The following is a 16,375-nucleotide window of genomic DNA, read 5'->3' on the forward strand; positions in this document are numbered from 1 at the left end:
CTGATTTGTTCTAAATAAAAGATCGACGCATCAGAGTCGAGTGACTATGACAACCACTTCACGCTTTATGGATCCTCAAGTTCATGTGCTTTGGACCGCGGAGGTTTAAGTTATCGGCCCAGGTCACTGTAGTTTCTAGTAATTCGAACCTATCAAGATATGGAAGCAGAAATTCGAACGCGACTTTTGCCTCAAACCGCGCCAATTGAATTCCGGCACATAGATGGGTGCCAGTTCCAAAACTGAGATGATGATTGCGCGTGCGTGTCACATCGAATTTGTCTGGGTTCTCAAATCTCTCAGGATCGCGGTTGCCGGACGCCAAGAACATCAAGACAAGCTCTTCTTGGTGTATTGTCTGCCCTCCCAGTTCCAGATCTGTTGTCGCGATCCGTCCAGAGATTGTGACTGGCGTTTCAAAGCGCATGATCTCTTCGATTGCATTTGGGATGAGCGAAGGATCATCTTTCAGCAATTGCCGTTGATCCGGATGTTCAAGCAGCAATCGCACCCCATTGCCCAGCACACAGGTGGTAGTTTCGTTTCCCGCGTTCAAAAGGATCATCAGGTTTGCCGTAACTTGCTCACGTGTGAGGATCCCCTGATCCCTTGCGGCAAGGGCAAGACTGCTTAGCAGATCTTCTTTCGGGGATTTCAGGGCAGCTTCGACCTTTTCATCCAGGTAGTGAACGAAATCCATGACCTGTTTGCTGCGAACCTCTAGATCGGCATCATCGATATGCGTGTAAAACTTGAGAATGATCCAAGAATAAGCATCACACCATTCCTTGATCTGCTGAAGGTCCTCACTTGGGACACCAACGATTTTTGCAATCACGAGCAACGGCAAAGGAACCGAGAATTCACTCATAAACTCGATTTCACCGCGCTCCAGTCCTGGCTTCAACAACCGCTTACAACGCTCCCGTATGTCCGCTTCGTATTCGACCACTGCCGTACGAGTGAATGCGGCATGAGTTGCATCGCGCAGGTGACGATGAACGGGGTCGTCTACCTGAATCATAATCCGGGCAATGATATCGAATACAGGCTGGAACTCTGGTTTATAACGATGTCGGGCGCGGCTAACCCGTTCTGCCGAGAACTCTTTTGACTTCAGCACTTTCGAAATGTCCGCAAACTTGTAAGCCGCCCAGGCATTCACGGAATCGTCCCATGCAAGCGGTGCGATCTCACGTTGTTGCTTATACGTTTCGTATGGGTATTGCTGAATGCTCAGGCTCATGATCTCGGATGCTTTCACGGGCGCCCCCTGTCTGTGGTTTAGCAACTCGACTTAAATTATTCCGACTTATGAGCATCATAGGCAGGTTCTGTCAGTTCGGGCAACAAAGTGGTGCCATAACGGGAAAGGTTTCTCCTGAATACCGGTTTCAGATCCAAAATGATAAAACCAAAGGCAAGATCACGATGGTTGAAAGCGTTGAGATCAGAATGAACCCAGCCACGTCAGGGGCATGCTCAGGCGTGTTCTGCTCAATGAACAGATAGGTTGCAACCGAAGATGGCATAAAGCAGCACAGGATGAAGGCACTGCGCTCAACCCCAGTAAGACCAAACATCCGGGTGACGGCAAAAGCAATGATAGCAGCCATTCCCAGATGCAATACCGTAAGAACGGCTGCCCTGCTAAGCGTTCCAATTTTCAGCGTCGCCAACGTATGGCCCAAGGTTAACAACATCAACGGGATCGACATGCCGCCTAAGATGTCAAATGCCTTATCCAGCGGTGTGGGGAGTGCTTTGCCAGTCGACAAAAGGATCAACGATAGGGCAACAGAGAAGATGATGGGCGAGGTCATTATGTCTCGCAACGAGAACTTTCCAGTTGGGATCCACATGCCAATCGTAAAGATGCTGACTAAAACGGCCACGACAAAACCCATCGAATAAGCCATGCCAGCATTGCCAAGCGCCAAAAGCGTGATTGGCAAGCCGATGTTGCCGACGTTGCCGTGCATCAAGGGGGTTAAAAACGCCCGGACAGGGAGGCGAAGGAACTTAAGTGCCACCAACCCTAGAACACCGAACATCGCAATGGCTGCCACGCTTGCCGCCAACATCGACAAGAAGCTCTCAAGCTCAATCTTGGTTGACGATAAATGAGAAATGATCAGCGTTGGATAACCAACATTTTTAACGAGACTACCAATAACCGCGTGATCAAAAGGCGCTTTCTTAATTGCTAATAAATAGCCGATGCCAGCGCACAGCAGAACTGGAAGGATCACGTTAAACACGTGGAGAAACCAGCTTTCCATTCCACCGCCCTTTCCCACAGATCACGCGAGCAAGCCTTGGCGGCAAATTCGGTTAACATGCCCTCAACGCTTCTTCCTTGGAGTGAGGATAATCGGGAAGGAAACAGCCTGTCACCTAATATCGGAAATTTTGATTACAAAATCGCGACTTGGGTTAGCAGGTTAAGGCTCCTTAAAAGGCGAGATGTTCGATTTTAGGGAATTGTTTGACCTGAAACAAAGCTTGCGATGTGTGAAGACACACGCCAATGTGATTACACCAGCTAAAAACGTTGAAACAATGTTAGGCGGGAGGAAAAGAAATGATCGCGATGCTTTTTGCACTGCTTTCTTTGGCCATGTTGCTCAGCTATTTCGGAATGCAAAAATTTGCTTATGCAGTATTCGCTGTGAGTATTGTATTGAGTGTTTATTGGTTGAAATTCCACGCGACCTCGCCATTGACGATCCAGCTTTAGGAGAAGCGTTATGACAATGTCATTGGAAACGTCCAGAACGCTAAACGCCTTGGGTATGCTGGCGGTTTCCCTTGTTCTAATAGGTGCGTACTTCTATCAGTTTCTGCTGTACGAGCTGCCTTGCCCTTTGTGTTTGCTTCAACGGGTTGGTTTTGTCGCCGTGGGTTTTGGTTTGGGGCTTAACTTGCTTTATGGTCCGCGGCCTCGGCATTACGCGCTTGTGTTGATCGCTGCAATATCTGGTGGCTGCGTATCAATCAGACAGATCCTTTTGCATATTGTTCCGGGCACCGGACATTATGGCTCTCCCGTTATGGGATTACATTACTACACTTGGGCTGGGATTTGCTTTTTCCTGATAATCTTGGGCACATCGATCATGATGCTTTCTGAGAACCAGTATGAAAAGGACGATGTCTTAAGTCATTCAGAACGCTTCGGCGGAAGTTCACTAGCCAAGTTTGCCTTTATCTTGATGCTCTTTCTCGGCATCGCGAACGCGGTCTCTACTCTGTTGGAATGCGGCCCCGGAATTTGTGACGACCCGCCAACGGACTACAAGTTTTTGGATGAGCTTGAGAAAAGTGAGTAGAATTGATCTTTAGAAAAGGTTTCACCGCATGAATTCGATGGAAATAATCTCACGAGATCGCAACCTCTGTATATCCCATTGGTGGTATAAAGTTGCTACTTGAACGATTTGTAACGCTCTGGGTGGTTATCGATCCGATTGGAACCATCCCTGTATTTATTGCTGTCACAGCAGGAATGACAGCAAACGCACGGCGCAGGACGGCACTTGTCGCAACATTGGTGAGTGCAAGTGTTCTGCTCTTCTTCCTTGTGCTCGGCCAACTCCTTATCGATGCACTTGGCATTGGCTTGCTTTCATTCCAAATCGCAGGCGGTATTGTGTTATTTCTTTTTGCTCTCACCATGATTTTTGGCGAGTCAAAACAAGAGACTGACAAACGCCTAGTCGAAGCCGATGCGGAACTCAGAGCAGCGGATCGCCCGTCACCCGCAGTGTTCCCACTCGCCGTCCCCTCGCTTGCATCTCCAGGCGCAATGCTCGCAATCGTACTCTTGACTGACAATCATAGCGTCTCGATTGGTGATCAAGCCATCACGGCTGCGGTTATGGGTGTGGTGTTACTCATTGCATATGTATTTATGCTGCTGGCCGGACCGATCATTCATCTAATCGGCAACTCTGGCGCCGCTGTTATCAGCCGCGTGATGGGAATGATCCTTGCCTCTGTGGCCGCAGATGCAGTGCTCTCTGCGTTTATTGAAATTATAAAAACGGGTACACTATGAGCTGCAATTGAGATCTCAGTTACGATTTCTTAATGTGGCCCCTCAGCTTTGGTGCGCAGATTTAATCGATGACTGCGCCAAATGTATCTTGGCGGAACTTTGAGCCAATTTCTTCTAGCAACTTGTTTTATTGGATTTTTTCATCGGTTTGGTTAAGTATCCGTTGATAATGCAATTGAGACTTAACAAAGCAGGACGGTGGAATGGACCAGGATATAGACCCAAACGAGAGCCGACCTACAATGGCGCAACATGCTGAAATAGAATTCGGAGAACGCTTGAGCAGCCTGCGATGGTCTTACCTAGTAAGAGGTATCGTTTTCCTCATTCTGGGTTTGATTGCCCTGTTTTGGCCGTCCGGCAGTGTGTCCTTCATGCTGAGGATATTTGGATTTATTCTACTCCTCGACGGCGCGATAAATTTCTTGGCACTCAAACGTGCGGGAGGACAATTTGCAGGGCTCCTACCGTCACTTATCACGGCGATTTTGGGACTTGTGCTCATGCTATTGCCAGCGGCATCTATAAAGTTGGCATTTATGCTGCTGGGTTTGTGGGCACTGATGATGGGGGCCGGCTACCTGTTGTCATGGTGGCAGATGCCCAAGGCGTACCCAGGAAGAGATAATTCGCGAAATACCGGCCTCTTAGCAGTGTTGTTTGGGTTGGTACTGGTATTCTGGCCCGGTACTGGACCCGTCGCACTGGGATGGACGCTCGCGATTATGGCGTTAGTGACTTCCGGAGTAATGTTTTATCTGGCGTCCAGCTTCAAACAGGTGCGGAATATCTTGTGAGATTTAATCAGCTTGCAAAGGTCACGTCTTGACCCGCGGACTATTGCTGGGTTTCGCTGCCGCCTTCTTATGGGGAACGCACAGCGTAATTGTGCAGTTTCTGACTGGCGACTTGGACGCGATTCAAATCGCAGCGATGCGTTTGTACATTGCCGCGACAACGTTGTTCATCGTCTTGAAGGTGTTGCGGCAGCCAATTTCAATTCCGAAACACAGCAAATACTTCTGGCTCGCGACTGGCGCGACTTTCGTAAATTACATCCTGTTTCATTTGGGGCTCGAACGAACGACTGCGGCAAGTGCCATGGTACTTGAAAACACAGCACCATTCTTCGCACTTTTGTTCTTGTTTGTATTTTTTCGCACCCCTGTCAGCTGGCTCGAGGTAGGCGCAACAGTGCTCGCTGTGGTTGGTGTTGCCCTCATCGTTTACCCAGATCTCGCGCAGGGTGGTGCGCGCTTGACCGGAGACATCATGGAGGTTGGGGCTGGCATTACCTGGGCGGTTTTTCTGATCGCATCAAGCCTCGCCATGCAGGCTTCGCAATCCACTGGCGAGCGTTTGAATTTTTTGTTTGGTATCTTCAGCGTCACCGCGGTGTTGTTGACGCCAATCGCGCTGATCAACATGTCGGTTCCGACTGCCGGTGACATTCTACCTCTTTCGATGCTCGGTATTCTGGCAACCGCCCTATCATATTATTTCTGGTACGAAGCTGCAGCAGTCCTTTCTACCATGACTGCCACCTTGCTGTTTGCCTTGTCGGTCGTGGTCACATTCATGAACGCTGCGATCTTTTTGCACGAATCCATTGTCCTGCTTCAGGCTGTCGGAGCCACAATGATCGTGGCCGGAATATTCTTAACGACCCAAGCGAAAAAAAGAGTAGATTGATTGCGTCAGAGTGTCTGACGGCACGCAATAACAATTGCGCCTCTGGTCACATCATACGCCAGTACAAATTCCCCATGACCCACAGCGTTCCGCCGACCATGATAAAGATCAGAACACAGGCAAAGAGCAGAGAGCTTAGACGTTCGCGATGCTTGCCGGTAATCTCGACGCCGAGGAAAAAGTACAGGTGAACCGTTATCTGCACCACCGCAGTGATCGCGATGAGCCACAGGGTCCCTTCACGCGGCAACCATTGGCCAATGACAGCAACAAAAGGCAGAACCGTTAGAATGACGGCCAGAGCAAACCCTGTCAAAATGGTGCGCATTTCCCGCATCACAAAAACTCCGGTAGGTAAACAAGTGAAAATACTCCGATCCACACGATATCAAGAAAGTGCCAAAAAAGCGTAAGGCGATACAGGCGCGACGTCATGCGCAGGCCTATTCCTTTGATCAGGAACTGCGCGATCAAGGTCATGGCCCAAATCAAACCCGCCGTAACGTGCAGACCGTGCGTCCCAACCAGCGTGAAAAATGCGGAAAGATATCCGCTGCGACCTGGTCCGGCATCTTGCGCGACGAAACCAGATAGCTCCTTGATCTCTAGCCCCAGGAAACCAGCGCCAAGCAGGCATGTGACAACCAGCCAACCCAAAGTGCGCGCCAAATGGCCAGTGTGAGCCGCATGATGGGCCAGTGCGATTGTCAGGCTACTGACCAAAAGCAGGGCGGTTTGCGTTGCCAAATTCTTCATATCAAACAGCGCAGAGCCGCCAGGCCCCCCAGCCAAATTTGATGACATGACCGCGAAGGTTCCAAAGAGGAGGCTGAACAACACTGCATCGCTCATGAGGTAGAGCCAGAAACCGAATTCGGTTTCCTCGTCGATCTGTTCTTCGACCTTGTCAGATGCTGCGATCATATCGACTCTGCCCCCTCGCCGGGAAAGACTTCGACTTCGGTGTCATCAAAGAACGAGCGCCCGATGATAGCCGCAATCGCCAGTGCCAGCCCAGCAAACATCAACCACCAAATGAACCAGACGGCACCAAAACCTACGCAAAAGCCTGCAGCCCCTATGATTGGCCCAACGGTGGAATTACGCGGGATGAGAAGCGGCTCTTCTTCTGGTGCAACAGAGAGAACGACACCGGTGATCTTGGATTCGTGAAAGGCATCCCGGGCGGTTACGACCGGTACGCTATCGAAATTCCAGACTGGTGGAGGTGACGGGATCGACCATTCCAAAGTACGGCCATCCCATGGATCTCCCGTTGTGTCCTTCAATGCATCGCGCTGCTTAATACTCACCCAAAGCTGCATAACCAGCGATACGATCCCCAACAGGATCAGACACGCACCGATAAAGGCGACGATTAGCAAGGGCTGCCATTCAGGGTTTCCATAGGTTTCCATCCGGCGGGGCATTCCCATCAGTCCCAAAGCGTAAAGCGGCATGAAGGCCAGCAGGAACCCAACCAGCCAAAACCAGAATGAGCGAGAGCCCCATTTTCTATCCAGCTGGAATCCAAAAGCCTTTGGAAACCAGTACATGTAGCCGGCCAAATACCCAAAGAGCACGCCGGGAATGATCATGTTGTGGAAATGAGCAACCAGGAATGTGGTGTTGTGGGTCGAGTAGTTGATCGGCGGGATTGCCAGCAGCACGCCACTCATCCCGCCAATGACGAAAAGGCACATGAAGCCGATTGTGAATTTCATTGGCGGCTCAAACCTTATGCGTCCGCGAAACATCGTGAACAGCCAGTCGAAAACTTTCACACCTGTCGGGACCGCAATGACCATAGTAGCAATGCCGAAAATCGCATTGACGTTCGCACCCGCGCCCATTGTGAAAAAATGATGCAGCCAGACGGTAAAGGACAAAATCGCAATCACGGTTGTCGCGTAAACCAGCGAAGGATATCCGAACAATCGCTTGGACGAGAATGTGGCAACGACTTCTGAGAAAATACCAAATGCAGGCAGGACCAGAATGTAAACCTCTGGATGCCCCCAGATCCAAAACAGGTTCATATAGTTCATCATATTGCCGCCGGAATCATTCGTAAAAAAATGCATTCCCAGTGTGCGATCCAACGCCAGCATCACCGTTGAAACGGTGAGGGCCGGAAACGCGAAAATGATCAAAACGCTGGAGCAAAGACCCGTCCAGGTGAACATGGGCATCCGCATCAGCAACATACCCGGAGCTCGTTTGCGCAGAATGGTGACAATAAAATTGATCCCGGTCATCGTGGTACCAACACCACTGATAAGAATTGACCAAATCCAATAATCCACGCCGACGCCAGGCGTAAATTCAACACCGGAATATGGCGGGTATCCCGTCCATCCGGCCGTCGAAAACCGCCCGATGACCAATGAGATCAGCATCAAGCCTGCACCGGCCGCCGTGAGCCAAAAGCTGATCGCGTTCAACACCGGGAAGGCCACATCACGCGAGCCGATCTGTAGGGGGATGATGTAATTCAGCAAACCGGTCATAAATGGCATAGCCATGAAGAAAATCATGATCGTGCCATGGCTGCTGAATATCTGTTCAAAATGCTCTGGCGGCAGGTAGCCGTCGCTGTTCAAAGCCATCGCTTGTTGCAAACGCATCATGATCGCATCGACAAAACCGCGCACCAGCATGATCAAGGCCAGCACGATGTACATGATCCCGATGCGCTTGTGATCCACCGAGGTGAGCCATCCGGTCCACAACGCGCGCCACTGTCCCAGCCACGTCACCAGGATGAGAAACCCAAGGCCACCCGCCAATGTCACCAGCGCCCCGCTGAACGCGACCCAGCTATAAAACGGCAGCGCATCCGGCCCCAAGCGCCCAAACAGAAGTGAGACGTTTTCGGTCATTTGTCTCCCCCGTCCGAGTGCCCGGCATGTTCATGCTCCATACCCATGAAATGTGCGACACGCCTTGAAAAGAAGTCCTGCGGAACTGTCGAAAAATAGGCAATGGGCGCGTCAATGCTTGGCTTGCTGAGTTCTGCGAAAGACGCTTGATCGAGAGCGCTATCCCCTGATCTGACTTTATTGACCCATGCTTCAAAATCAATTTGGGACATCGATAACGCCTCGAACGTTTGGTCCGAAAAACCGTCACCGGAAAATTGCATGTTCCGCCCCTGCATGGCGCCAATCTCATTGGCTTGCAGGTTCAGCTGAGTTTCCATCCCTGCCATCGCGTAGATCTGACCACCAAGCGCGGGGATCATAAAGGAATTCATGGCCACCTCTGACGTGATCCGAAACGAAAGAGGTTGTTCAACCGGGAACGCCACCTGATTGACTGTTGCGATGTTCAAATCGGGGTAGATGAACAGCCACTTCCAATCGAGGGCAATAGCTTCAATACGCAGCGGCTCAGCGCCAGGAAGTTGCTTGTAAGGATCAAGTGCATGGGTTCTATCCCAGACCCAGGTCGCAAGGATCCCGATCATTACAATGGGAATACCCCAGACGGTAATTTCAATAATGCGGGAACGATCCCAATCCGGTTTGTAAGCACCCTGACCACCAGCGGCCCTGTAGCGCCAAGCAACAAACAAGGTCAGCAAGATTACCGGAACCACAACCACAAGCATCAGACTGAAAGCCTGCCACATCAAGGCATTTTCTGCCTCGGCAATTGGTCCGGTTACAACTTGCTTCATTGATCCGCGTAAACTCACTTCTCAATCGCGTTTAACGGGATATTACTGCATATTTTCCAATAGTCTACGATAGTTTGTTTATTGTGCAGGTTAACGTCTGGTTGCGTAACCGCTGATCGCTGTTTGCAGCGCGAAACCCAAGAAGAGACAAAGGATATGTGCGGTGTCCGCGATGATGTCGAAACTTATCCAAACCTTGGCGAAAATCGCCAAGTATATCGCGATCAAGTAAATCCAGCGATGTTTCCATTGGGCAACCAATGCGCCAATGAGGCCAAATCCACCCGCAGACATTCCCACGTCATAGATTGAGAGTGCCTCCGCATTTATAGACGGATGAACTTGAACAAGGATTGGCAGGATGACAAAGAGAACCAGCAATGTTCCGATGACGTCTATCGACAGAAACATTGCAAACGTTCGCCGTGTCCCTGCGGTCCATTCAAACATTCCAATGACTGTCGCAGCGAACACCATTTGCCGCAGGAACATGCCGAAATCGTGTGAAAGAAATGTCCCCGTGAGCAAGCGGTAAAGTTCGCCTTGCCGGATACTAAGGTGACTGATGCCCCAACCAGATAATGCGCTATCAGAAATAGCGCCGCTTAGCGTTCCTGCGAATGCATTCGCGACGACCATGATCGTCAGAAACAATAGAGTGAATGGTATTCGGGACATCATGGCAAGGCCTAGAGAACATGGAAGGCGAACACGCCCAAAAGCAGCGCGAGCGACGCAATCAACGCAAATAAGAATGTATCTTTTGGCAGATAATCTTGATCAATCTCATCAGATTTTATGATTAGTCTTCGCAAATGGCGCATCCGAATATAAGCAAAGAGAATGACCAACCCGCCCGATGCCAACATCAATAATTCAGTTGTTACATTCACCTTTTGATCGCTTAGGCGCGCTGCGGCCAAGCCAAAGCCCATGATCGCAATGGCGGTTCGGACCCAGGCCAAAAATGTACGCTCGTTGGAGGAGTGGTCGTTAAAGTTTGAAATCATCTAAATCCCTCACTTCATCAAACCGCGAATTCCGCCAGACACCAGAACGTTCACTTCGTACAGGATGCTTGGAACAGCGAACCCGCCAGGGCTGGCCAAATAATTCGGCTCCCAGACAGGGTTGAACTTCTGTTTAAAGCTGCGCAGCCCTTCGAAATGATAGAACTGTTCACCGTGTTCATAAACAAAGCCACCAACACGGTTCCAGAAAGAGGCGAGTTGACGATTGTCGATGCCCGAAAATGGCGCAGAGCCCAATGAAAACCAGCGGAAACCTTGATCCGCGCCCCAAAGCATCATTTCAGCAAAAAGCGCATCCATTGCAAAGCTTGGCCCGTCAGTATTGTAGCGCATCAAATCGAGAGACAACTCGTATTTGTTGCCGCTTTGGAACAAGTTGGCAAAGGCCATAATCTCACCATCAGGACCGCGCAAGACTGCATGATCGAAATTTGAGATGTAGTCTTCTTCAAACCCACCAAGCGCAAAGCTCTTTTCCTCGCCCTGTTTCGAAGCCAACCAGCTATCCGATATTGACTTGAGTTTAGGTAAGACCGGCCCAAGGTTTTCTTTCGGAATGACTTCAAAGGTATACCCTTCCCTCTCGGCCCGGTTGCGCGCCTGGCGGAAGCCCTTTTTCGAAGACCCCTGAAGCGAGAAATCTTTCAGATCAGCGCGTGCCACCTCACCGATCTTCATGATTGACAGGCCAAGGTCTAGATATGTTGGCAGGTAACGGGGTGAGACCGCGTAGAAGGCGCAACGTTTGCCTTCCCGGTCGGCTTGTTCGCGAATCTCCCAAATCAGATCACGACCCTGCTCTTCTGCGCCTACCGGTTCCCCCTTGGTTATGAGCGATTTTCCAGTATCGACGTAAGAGATGAATGCCTTTCCATCGTGCGAGATCAAAAAGGACTTGTCTCCGATCAGGGCCATATTGGCTTCGGTGTCTTCACTTTGCGCAACCAATTCCCGCACGACATCCGGGATCGGCTCGCCTCTCTTTGGAGTGTGCCTGTTGGACAGCACAGAATCCAATGAGATTGCCGCCAACAAAAAGGCCACGATCAGACTGGCACGCAAAAAACGCGACGCATCGCCGTGCCAGGCAAAATCCCACCATAGATCGTCGCGATACTCGACATTGCTGTATGATAAGGCTCCGATCCAGGTGATTGCAGCTAAGAGCGTGATCAGGCTGACGATCCATGTGCCATTCAACCGGAAAACAGATGCGCTCTCTGCCCGGTAAAAGGCAGAGCGGAAAAGTGCTAGCAAACCGATGCTCATCAGCATACCAAGTGCCTCTTCCCAATCCAATCCTTTGATCAGTGACACGGCAATTCCGATCACCATGAGGATCATCGCGATCACCCAGGCGCGGTAAAGTTTTCGGAAAAGCCCACGCGAAATAACAATAAGCAGCAAGCCGACGATGCTGCCGACCATATGAGAGGCCTCGATGAACGAAAGCGGGACAAGGTCGCGCAAAATCCCAAGACGGGCCGTGTCTGCGGGTAAGTTACCCGAGATCAGCAAAATAGTGCCCGCAAGCAATGCAATGCCAGCCGTAGCAAAAGGAATGAAAGGCCGCGTCAGATTATAAATCAACGTTGCCGTTTTGGTCACGGACCGACGCGCCGTGATAACCCACGCGATGCCCAGCCCAGCCACCGCGAGCAAAAACGGCAACAACGTATATATCGCTCTGTACATCAGCAAAGCCGCCAACACATCCGAACGCCCTGATGCGCTTAGCCCCGCAATAATTGTGGCTTCAAAGACACCCAGTCCCCCCGGCGCATGACTTAAAATGCCGAAAGCAATCGCGCCCACATATATGACAAAGAAATACGGAAAGTTCTGCACTAGGTCGGCCGGCATGAGCACATAGAGTGTCATCGCTGCGGCACCAAGATCGACCATGCCCGCGACGGTTAAGGCACCTGCGAGCTTGCCATTCGGCAAGTCGAATTCCAAACCACCGAAAGAGAACCGGCGGCCGCCGCGCGCCAGCCATAAAAATATAATCAGAAGGCCGATCAAAGCCGCAACACCAATGATCGTTTCCGAGGTGTTGTCCAATGGAAGAACAGTGGACAGGTTCTGCGGATGCATGGTGAGCAGAACACCTAGGATCAGCGTCAGCCCCATCCAGAACCCGACCCACGACGTTGCAAGCACACCGGCCACCCGACCCAGATCCAACCCAAGCGCAGCATACACGCGATAGCGCACGGCGGTCCCCGTCAAATACGAAAATCCGAGGAGGTTGGAGATAGCCGAGCCGCTACTCCCAGCAAGTCCAGCCACCCAGCTTGGAATGAGTTCTCGGGCGACAGTACGAACCGCTAGAATGTCATAGGACGCAAGTGCGAGGAAACTCACTGACGTCCACATCAAGGCGGCGGCCAGTGTTGTCCATGGGCTATCCGCGATATCGGTTTTAATGTCGCTCCAATGCGCTTCGGATGCGAGCTTGTGCAGAACCAGAATTGAAATTGCCACGATTATCAGAGGAACAACGATCCGGAAGACGGGGCTTTCAATGATCCGCACTAAACGGTCTAAAAACGTACCCTTTTCGGTGTCGGCCATTCAGGGGCTCCTCAACTAGGTCTGATTTGGCTCGCCGTGGTCGTCCAAAATATTGAAGCTATACCTTAAGTTACAATAATTACTGGACGAATCGGCTTTGAGTCCAGACAATTATAGAAACGGCTATTGTGCACCGGAAAACGCATGACTGAAGGCCGGTGAAAAATCAGCGCGTCGGGAAAGTTCAAATTGAACTGTCGAGGATAGACATGGAGAATGCCGATAGCGGTTGGGCCGCGCTTCACAATTCCTATTATTTTTGGGATGTCATCACACTTCTTTGTGGGATGACTTGTGTGTTCGGGGGGCTTGCCGCTTTTGCTTGGATACTAGGCTTACCCGGACGTATTGCTGTCGCACGCAACCATCCTGAAGCTGAAGCAGTGTACACGATGGGCTGGGTTGGTTTCCTTGCCATCATACCGTGGATCAATGCTTTTATCTGGGCCTTCAAGCCGACAGATGTGGTTGATATTCGCCGCTTCCCTGACGAGGAGGCCGAAGCAATCAAGCGTGACATCGCACGTTTGAAAAAAACGGCTTACGGGAAGGAAGATCCACCAGAACCTGACGATCAGGCGGTGACAGAAAATTCAGAGTCGAAAGATGCCCCGAGGTCTGAAACATGATGGGAGTTGTCGCCATAACGCTGCTGTATGTGGCGTTTGTCTGGCTCGTGTTTTTCAAATTCAAATGGCTTCGTTTCACTCCCGCTTGGGGCCTTGTGTCAGCCTTTTTCATTTTGCACCTGCTTATCGTGCCCTTGGTCGGGACCCGCATGCAGTCGCCATTCACCAGTAACGTACGGGTCGTGCGTCAAACTATACAGCTGATCCCGCGTTTGCCCGAACCGACGCTTGTTACCGAAGTTCTGGCCCGGGAAAATACGCCTGTCAAAAAGGGCGACCTGCTGTTTGTCTTTGACCAAGAGATCTATCAAGCGCAGGTGGATTCTGCGCAAGCCGCAGTGGTTGCAGCCGAACAGAATGCGAAAATTCTTGAAGCCGATATTGCGATCGCCAAAGATAGTGTTGCGCGCGCTCAGGCCGAACTCGATTTTGCGCTGGTACAGCAAGAACGGTTTACCAACCTCGCAGCTCAACGTGCTGGGTCACAAGAATCTGCCGATGAATGGACGACGCGTGTAACTTCTGCCGAAGCTTCATTAGCTGAAGCACAAGAATCTCAAAAACGCGCTGAACTTGCCTATGCGTCGCAGATTGATGGTGTAAACACGACCGTGATTCAGGCCGAAGCGGAACTGTCGCAGGCACTGTATTACCTTGGCCAGACAGAAATGCGCGCACCCAAGGATGGTATCATCTACAATTTGCAAGTTCAGGAAGGAATGGTTGCGGGGACGTTGCGTGTCGGGGCCATAGCATCCTTGATCGTCGATGAAGATCCGTACCTGCTAGCGGCTTACCGGCAAGAGAACTTGCGGAACGTACGTGTTGGCCAACCGGTCGTGATCGCATTGAACACGCATCCGGGAAAGCACTTTACTGGCAAAGTCGACGAAATTTGGTACGCAAGCCGACGTGGCCAGTTTTTGCCATCTGGCCGACTCCCAGTCTTTCCAGATATCCCGATTCATACTGAACCGCGGCTACCGGTAAAAATCACACTTGATGATCCGGATGTCCCCATGGGCATCGGGGTCGGTGGGGCAACCCTGATCCTGACCAGCGATAGCCCGTTCACCTGGATCGGACAGATTTCTTTGCGCACCTACACTTGGGCCCGTTGGGTCTATCCGCTGCCGATTTAATCTCAGTTTGGGAGACAACATGAAACGAGGCAATTTCGGCAGGATGATCAGCGCGTGCTTGGCGCTGACGATACTCTTGGGCTGTGAACTTGCAACGCCGCCATCCGATGATGAGTTGCTTCAAGAAGCGCTGCCTGCCAGCACGACAGTTCCATCAAAATGGTCGGCCTCCGGTGTCCCAACAACCGCAGTTAAGGGCAACTGGGTGGCGACTTTTCGCGATCCAAACATGACTAAGCTGGTGCAAGAAGGCTTGCAAAACAATCGTGACCTTGTCGCGGCGGCCGCCCGCGTTGAGGCGGCTATGCAAGCGGCAGTGATTGCTGGCGCACCGTTGTTACCCCAAGTTGGAGTGGAAGCCGGTAGTCAAAACTCGGAGCTTTTCAATCTCAGGGGAAATCGCAGCACCAACAGAACCACGAATGGCGCGATAGTTGCGGCATCCTGGGAATTGGATGTTTGGGGCAAACTGCGGGCAGGCCAAGGATCGACTGCCGCCCTCGCCCGTGCGGCCGCCGATGACGCGCGGTATTTGCAACAATCGATTGCTGCAACGATCGCACGAACCTGGATTGCCAATATCGAGTTGAAACGATTGATTGCGGTTAGTCGTGCTGCAGAGAGAAATTACGCCGAGCTGCTGGAGCTCACGAACGAAAAAGAAGCGGCTGGGCAAGTTTCGGACTTCGATGTGGTTCAAGCCCGCTCTCGTCTTGCTGCAGCAAAGGCTGCTACAAGCAGTATTCAGACGTCGCAGAACCAGGCAATCGGCACTCTTGAAGTCCTGTTGGGCCGGTATCCCAGCCTCAAACTAACACCAGCCTCAAATTACCCTCGGATGCCTTCGTCACTTCCACCCTCGGGTTTACCTCTTTCGTTGTTGGACCGTCGGCCGGACATTTCCGCAGCCCGTAACAAGGTGATTTCCGCGTTCTACAAATCCGAAGAAGCAAAGCTCACGCGTTTACCTGGAATCACGCTAAGCGCTGCGGGGGGAACCTTGTTTGACCCCGATTTGGCGCTGATCGGAGCGAACCCAGACTTCTTCAGAGTTGGCATCAGCCTGCTGCAGCCAATATTTGCTGGCGGGGCAATCGAGGCAAACGTGGTTCGTATGTCAGCCAAACAACGTGCTGCAGTTGCCGAATATGGTCAAACCGTACTTGAAGCATTCAACGAGGTCGAAACCGCATTGGCCAATGAAAAAGTACTGCGTCACGAACTGTCTCATCGGGTGGAAGCCTATCAAGATTCATCCGAGGCGCTTGAACTGGCGAATGACAGATACATTCAAGGCACGATCGACATGACGGGGCTTTTGTTCCTTCAGCAATTTCAGATCGAACGCGATGTGGATGTCATCCAAACCCGCGCCGATCTGCTGAACAACCGTGTGTTGCTCTATATGGCGCTCGGTGAAAGTTTTTAGAACAATCACTCACCACTCTGGCGAAAAAGCAGTAATCAAATCCAAAATTCGATCACTGGCTTTAGCCTTACAAATCAGGGTGGTTTCTGACCTAACGATGTAACATCGCGGCATAGGACAGCCTTTTGTGTTG

General features: G+C 51.2%; 17 protein-coding genes. 8 read left to right on the plus strand and 9 right to left on the minus strand.

Annotation, left to right across the window (positions count from 1 at the left end; translation table 11 throughout):
• Positions 1 to 58 precede the first annotated feature (58 nt).
• Together ROA7450_RS15295 and ROA7450_RS15300 are read right to left on the minus strand one after the other, a co-directional pair.
• On the minus strand, positions 59 to 1,264 hold the full coding sequence (locus ROA7450_RS15295; RefSeq protein ID WP_143534485.1) for a cytochrome P450: 1,206 nt from the start codon (positions 1,262 to 1,264) through the stop codon (positions 59 to 61).
• 130 nt (positions 1,265 to 1,394) lie between these two features.
• A complete protein-coding gene (locus ROA7450_RS15300; protein WP_085806785.1) occupies positions 1,395 to 2,282 on the minus strand; it encodes an AEC family transporter in 888 nt (295 codons plus the stop codon).
• A 311-nt stretch (positions 2,283 to 2,593) separates the two neighbouring features.
• Here ROA7450_RS15300 and ROA7450_RS21305 point away from each other — a divergent pair, with 311 nt between their 5' ends.
• The 5 genes from ROA7450_RS21305 (at position 2,594) to ROA7450_RS15320 (ending at position 5,752) form a co-directional block, all read left to right on the plus strand.
• Positions 2,594 to 2,740 (plus strand): DUF5993 family protein, encoded by a 147-nt coding sequence (locus ROA7450_RS21305; RefSeq protein WP_268808476.1) that lies wholly within the window; start codon positions 2,594 to 2,596, stop codon positions 2,738 to 2,740.
• Positions 2,741 to 2,750: 10 nt separating this feature from the next.
• The gene (locus tag ROA7450_RS15305) at positions 2,751 to 3,332 is read left to right on the plus strand and encodes a disulfide bond formation protein B (RefSeq protein ID WP_234999546.1); all 582 of its coding nucleotides are present in this window, start codon (positions 2,751 to 2,753) and stop codon (positions 3,330 to 3,332) included.
• Between the two features lie 86 nt (positions 3,333 to 3,418).
• Positions 3,419 to 4,060, plus strand: a complete 642-nt coding sequence (locus ROA7450_RS15310; RefSeq protein WP_085806786.1) for a MarC family protein — start codon at positions 3,419 to 3,421, stop codon at positions 4,058 to 4,060.
• A gap of 203 nt (positions 4,061 to 4,263) precedes the next feature.
• Positions 4,264 to 4,857, plus strand: a complete 594-nt coding sequence (locus ROA7450_RS15315; RefSeq protein WP_085806787.1) for an HdeD family acid-resistance protein — start codon at positions 4,264 to 4,266, stop codon at positions 4,855 to 4,857.
• 28 nt (positions 4,858 to 4,885) lie between these two features.
• Complete coding sequence (locus ROA7450_RS15320; RefSeq protein WP_085806789.1) at positions 4,886 to 5,752, plus strand: DMT family transporter; 867 nt, start codon at positions 4,886 to 4,888, stop codon at positions 5,750 to 5,752.
• 46 nt (positions 5,753 to 5,798) lie between these two features.
• On the opposite strand, the gene cyoD is transcribed toward ROA7450_RS15320, so the two are convergent.
• The 7 genes from cyoD to mprF form a co-directional block, all read right to left on the minus strand.
• Entirely contained in the window at positions 5,799 to 6,080 is a 282-nt protein-coding gene (gene cyoD, locus ROA7450_RS15325; RefSeq protein ID WP_234999547.1) for a cytochrome o ubiquinol oxidase subunit IV, read from the minus strand.
• Positions 6,081 to 6,088: 8 nt separating this feature from the next.
• The gene (locus ROA7450_RS15330) at positions 6,089 to 6,676 is read right to left on the minus strand and encodes a cytochrome c oxidase subunit 3 (RefSeq protein WP_085806792.1); all 588 of its coding nucleotides are present in this window, start codon (positions 6,674 to 6,676) and stop codon (positions 6,089 to 6,091) included.
• The gene (locus tag ROA7450_RS15335; protein WP_234999548.1) at positions 6,673 to 8,634 is read right to left on the minus strand and encodes a cbb3-type cytochrome c oxidase subunit I; all 1,962 of its coding nucleotides are present in this window, start codon (positions 8,632 to 8,634) and stop codon (positions 6,673 to 6,675) included. The genes ROA7450_RS15330 and ROA7450_RS15335 overlap by 4 nt, the downstream gene beginning before the upstream one ends.
• Entirely contained in the window at positions 8,631 to 9,434 is an 804-nt protein-coding gene (gene cyoA / locus ROA7450_RS15340) for a ubiquinol oxidase subunit II (protein WP_085806793.1), read from the minus strand. The genes ROA7450_RS15335 and cyoA overlap by 4 nt, the downstream gene beginning before the upstream one ends.
• Positions 9,435 to 9,524: 90 nt before the next feature.
• Positions 9,525 to 10,112 (minus strand): rhomboid family intramembrane serine protease, encoded by a 588-nt coding sequence (locus ROA7450_RS15345; RefSeq protein WP_159454067.1) that lies wholly within the window; start codon positions 10,110 to 10,112, stop codon positions 9,525 to 9,527.
• A gap of 11 nt (positions 10,113 to 10,123) precedes the next feature.
• Entirely contained in the window at positions 10,124 to 10,369 is a 246-nt protein-coding gene (locus ROA7450_RS15350) for a DUF202 domain-containing protein (protein WP_234999549.1), read from the minus strand.
• An 84-nt stretch (positions 10,370 to 10,453) separates the two neighbouring features.
• Positions 10,454 to 13,042 (minus strand): bifunctional lysylphosphatidylglycerol flippase/synthetase MprF, encoded by a 2,589-nt coding sequence (gene mprF, locus ROA7450_RS15355; protein WP_085806797.1) that lies wholly within the window; start codon positions 13,040 to 13,042, stop codon positions 10,454 to 10,456.
• A gap of 158 nt (positions 13,043 to 13,200) precedes the next feature.
• On the opposite strand from mprF, the gene ROA7450_RS21190 reads away from it, so the two are divergent.
• From ROA7450_RS21190 to ROA7450_RS15370, 3 genes are read left to right on the plus strand one after another with little or no spacing between them, the layout of a single operon-like run.
• Positions 13,201 to 13,671: a DUF3302 domain-containing protein gene (locus ROA7450_RS21190; RefSeq protein WP_200812972.1), complete on the plus strand. Its 471-nt coding sequence runs from the start codon at positions 13,201 to 13,203 to the stop codon at positions 13,669 to 13,671.
• Complete coding sequence (locus tag ROA7450_RS15365) at positions 13,668 to 14,813, plus strand: HlyD family secretion protein (protein ID WP_085806798.1); 1,146 nt, start codon at positions 13,668 to 13,670, stop codon at positions 14,811 to 14,813. Before ROA7450_RS21190 ends, ROA7450_RS15365 begins: the two co-directional genes overlap by 4 nt.
• Positions 14,814 to 14,832: 19 nt before the next feature.
• The gene (locus ROA7450_RS15370; protein ID WP_085806800.1) at positions 14,833 to 16,242 is read left to right on the plus strand and encodes an efflux transporter outer membrane subunit; all 1,410 of its coding nucleotides are present in this window, start codon (positions 14,833 to 14,835) and stop codon (positions 16,240 to 16,242) included.
• Positions 16,243 to 16,375: the final 133 nt, after the last annotated feature.

Origin of the sequence: Roseovarius albus (genome assembly GCF_900172335.1) — a bacterium.
Lineage (GTDB): Bacteria > Pseudomonadota > Alphaproteobacteria > Rhodobacterales > Rhodobacteraceae > Roseovarius > Roseovarius albus.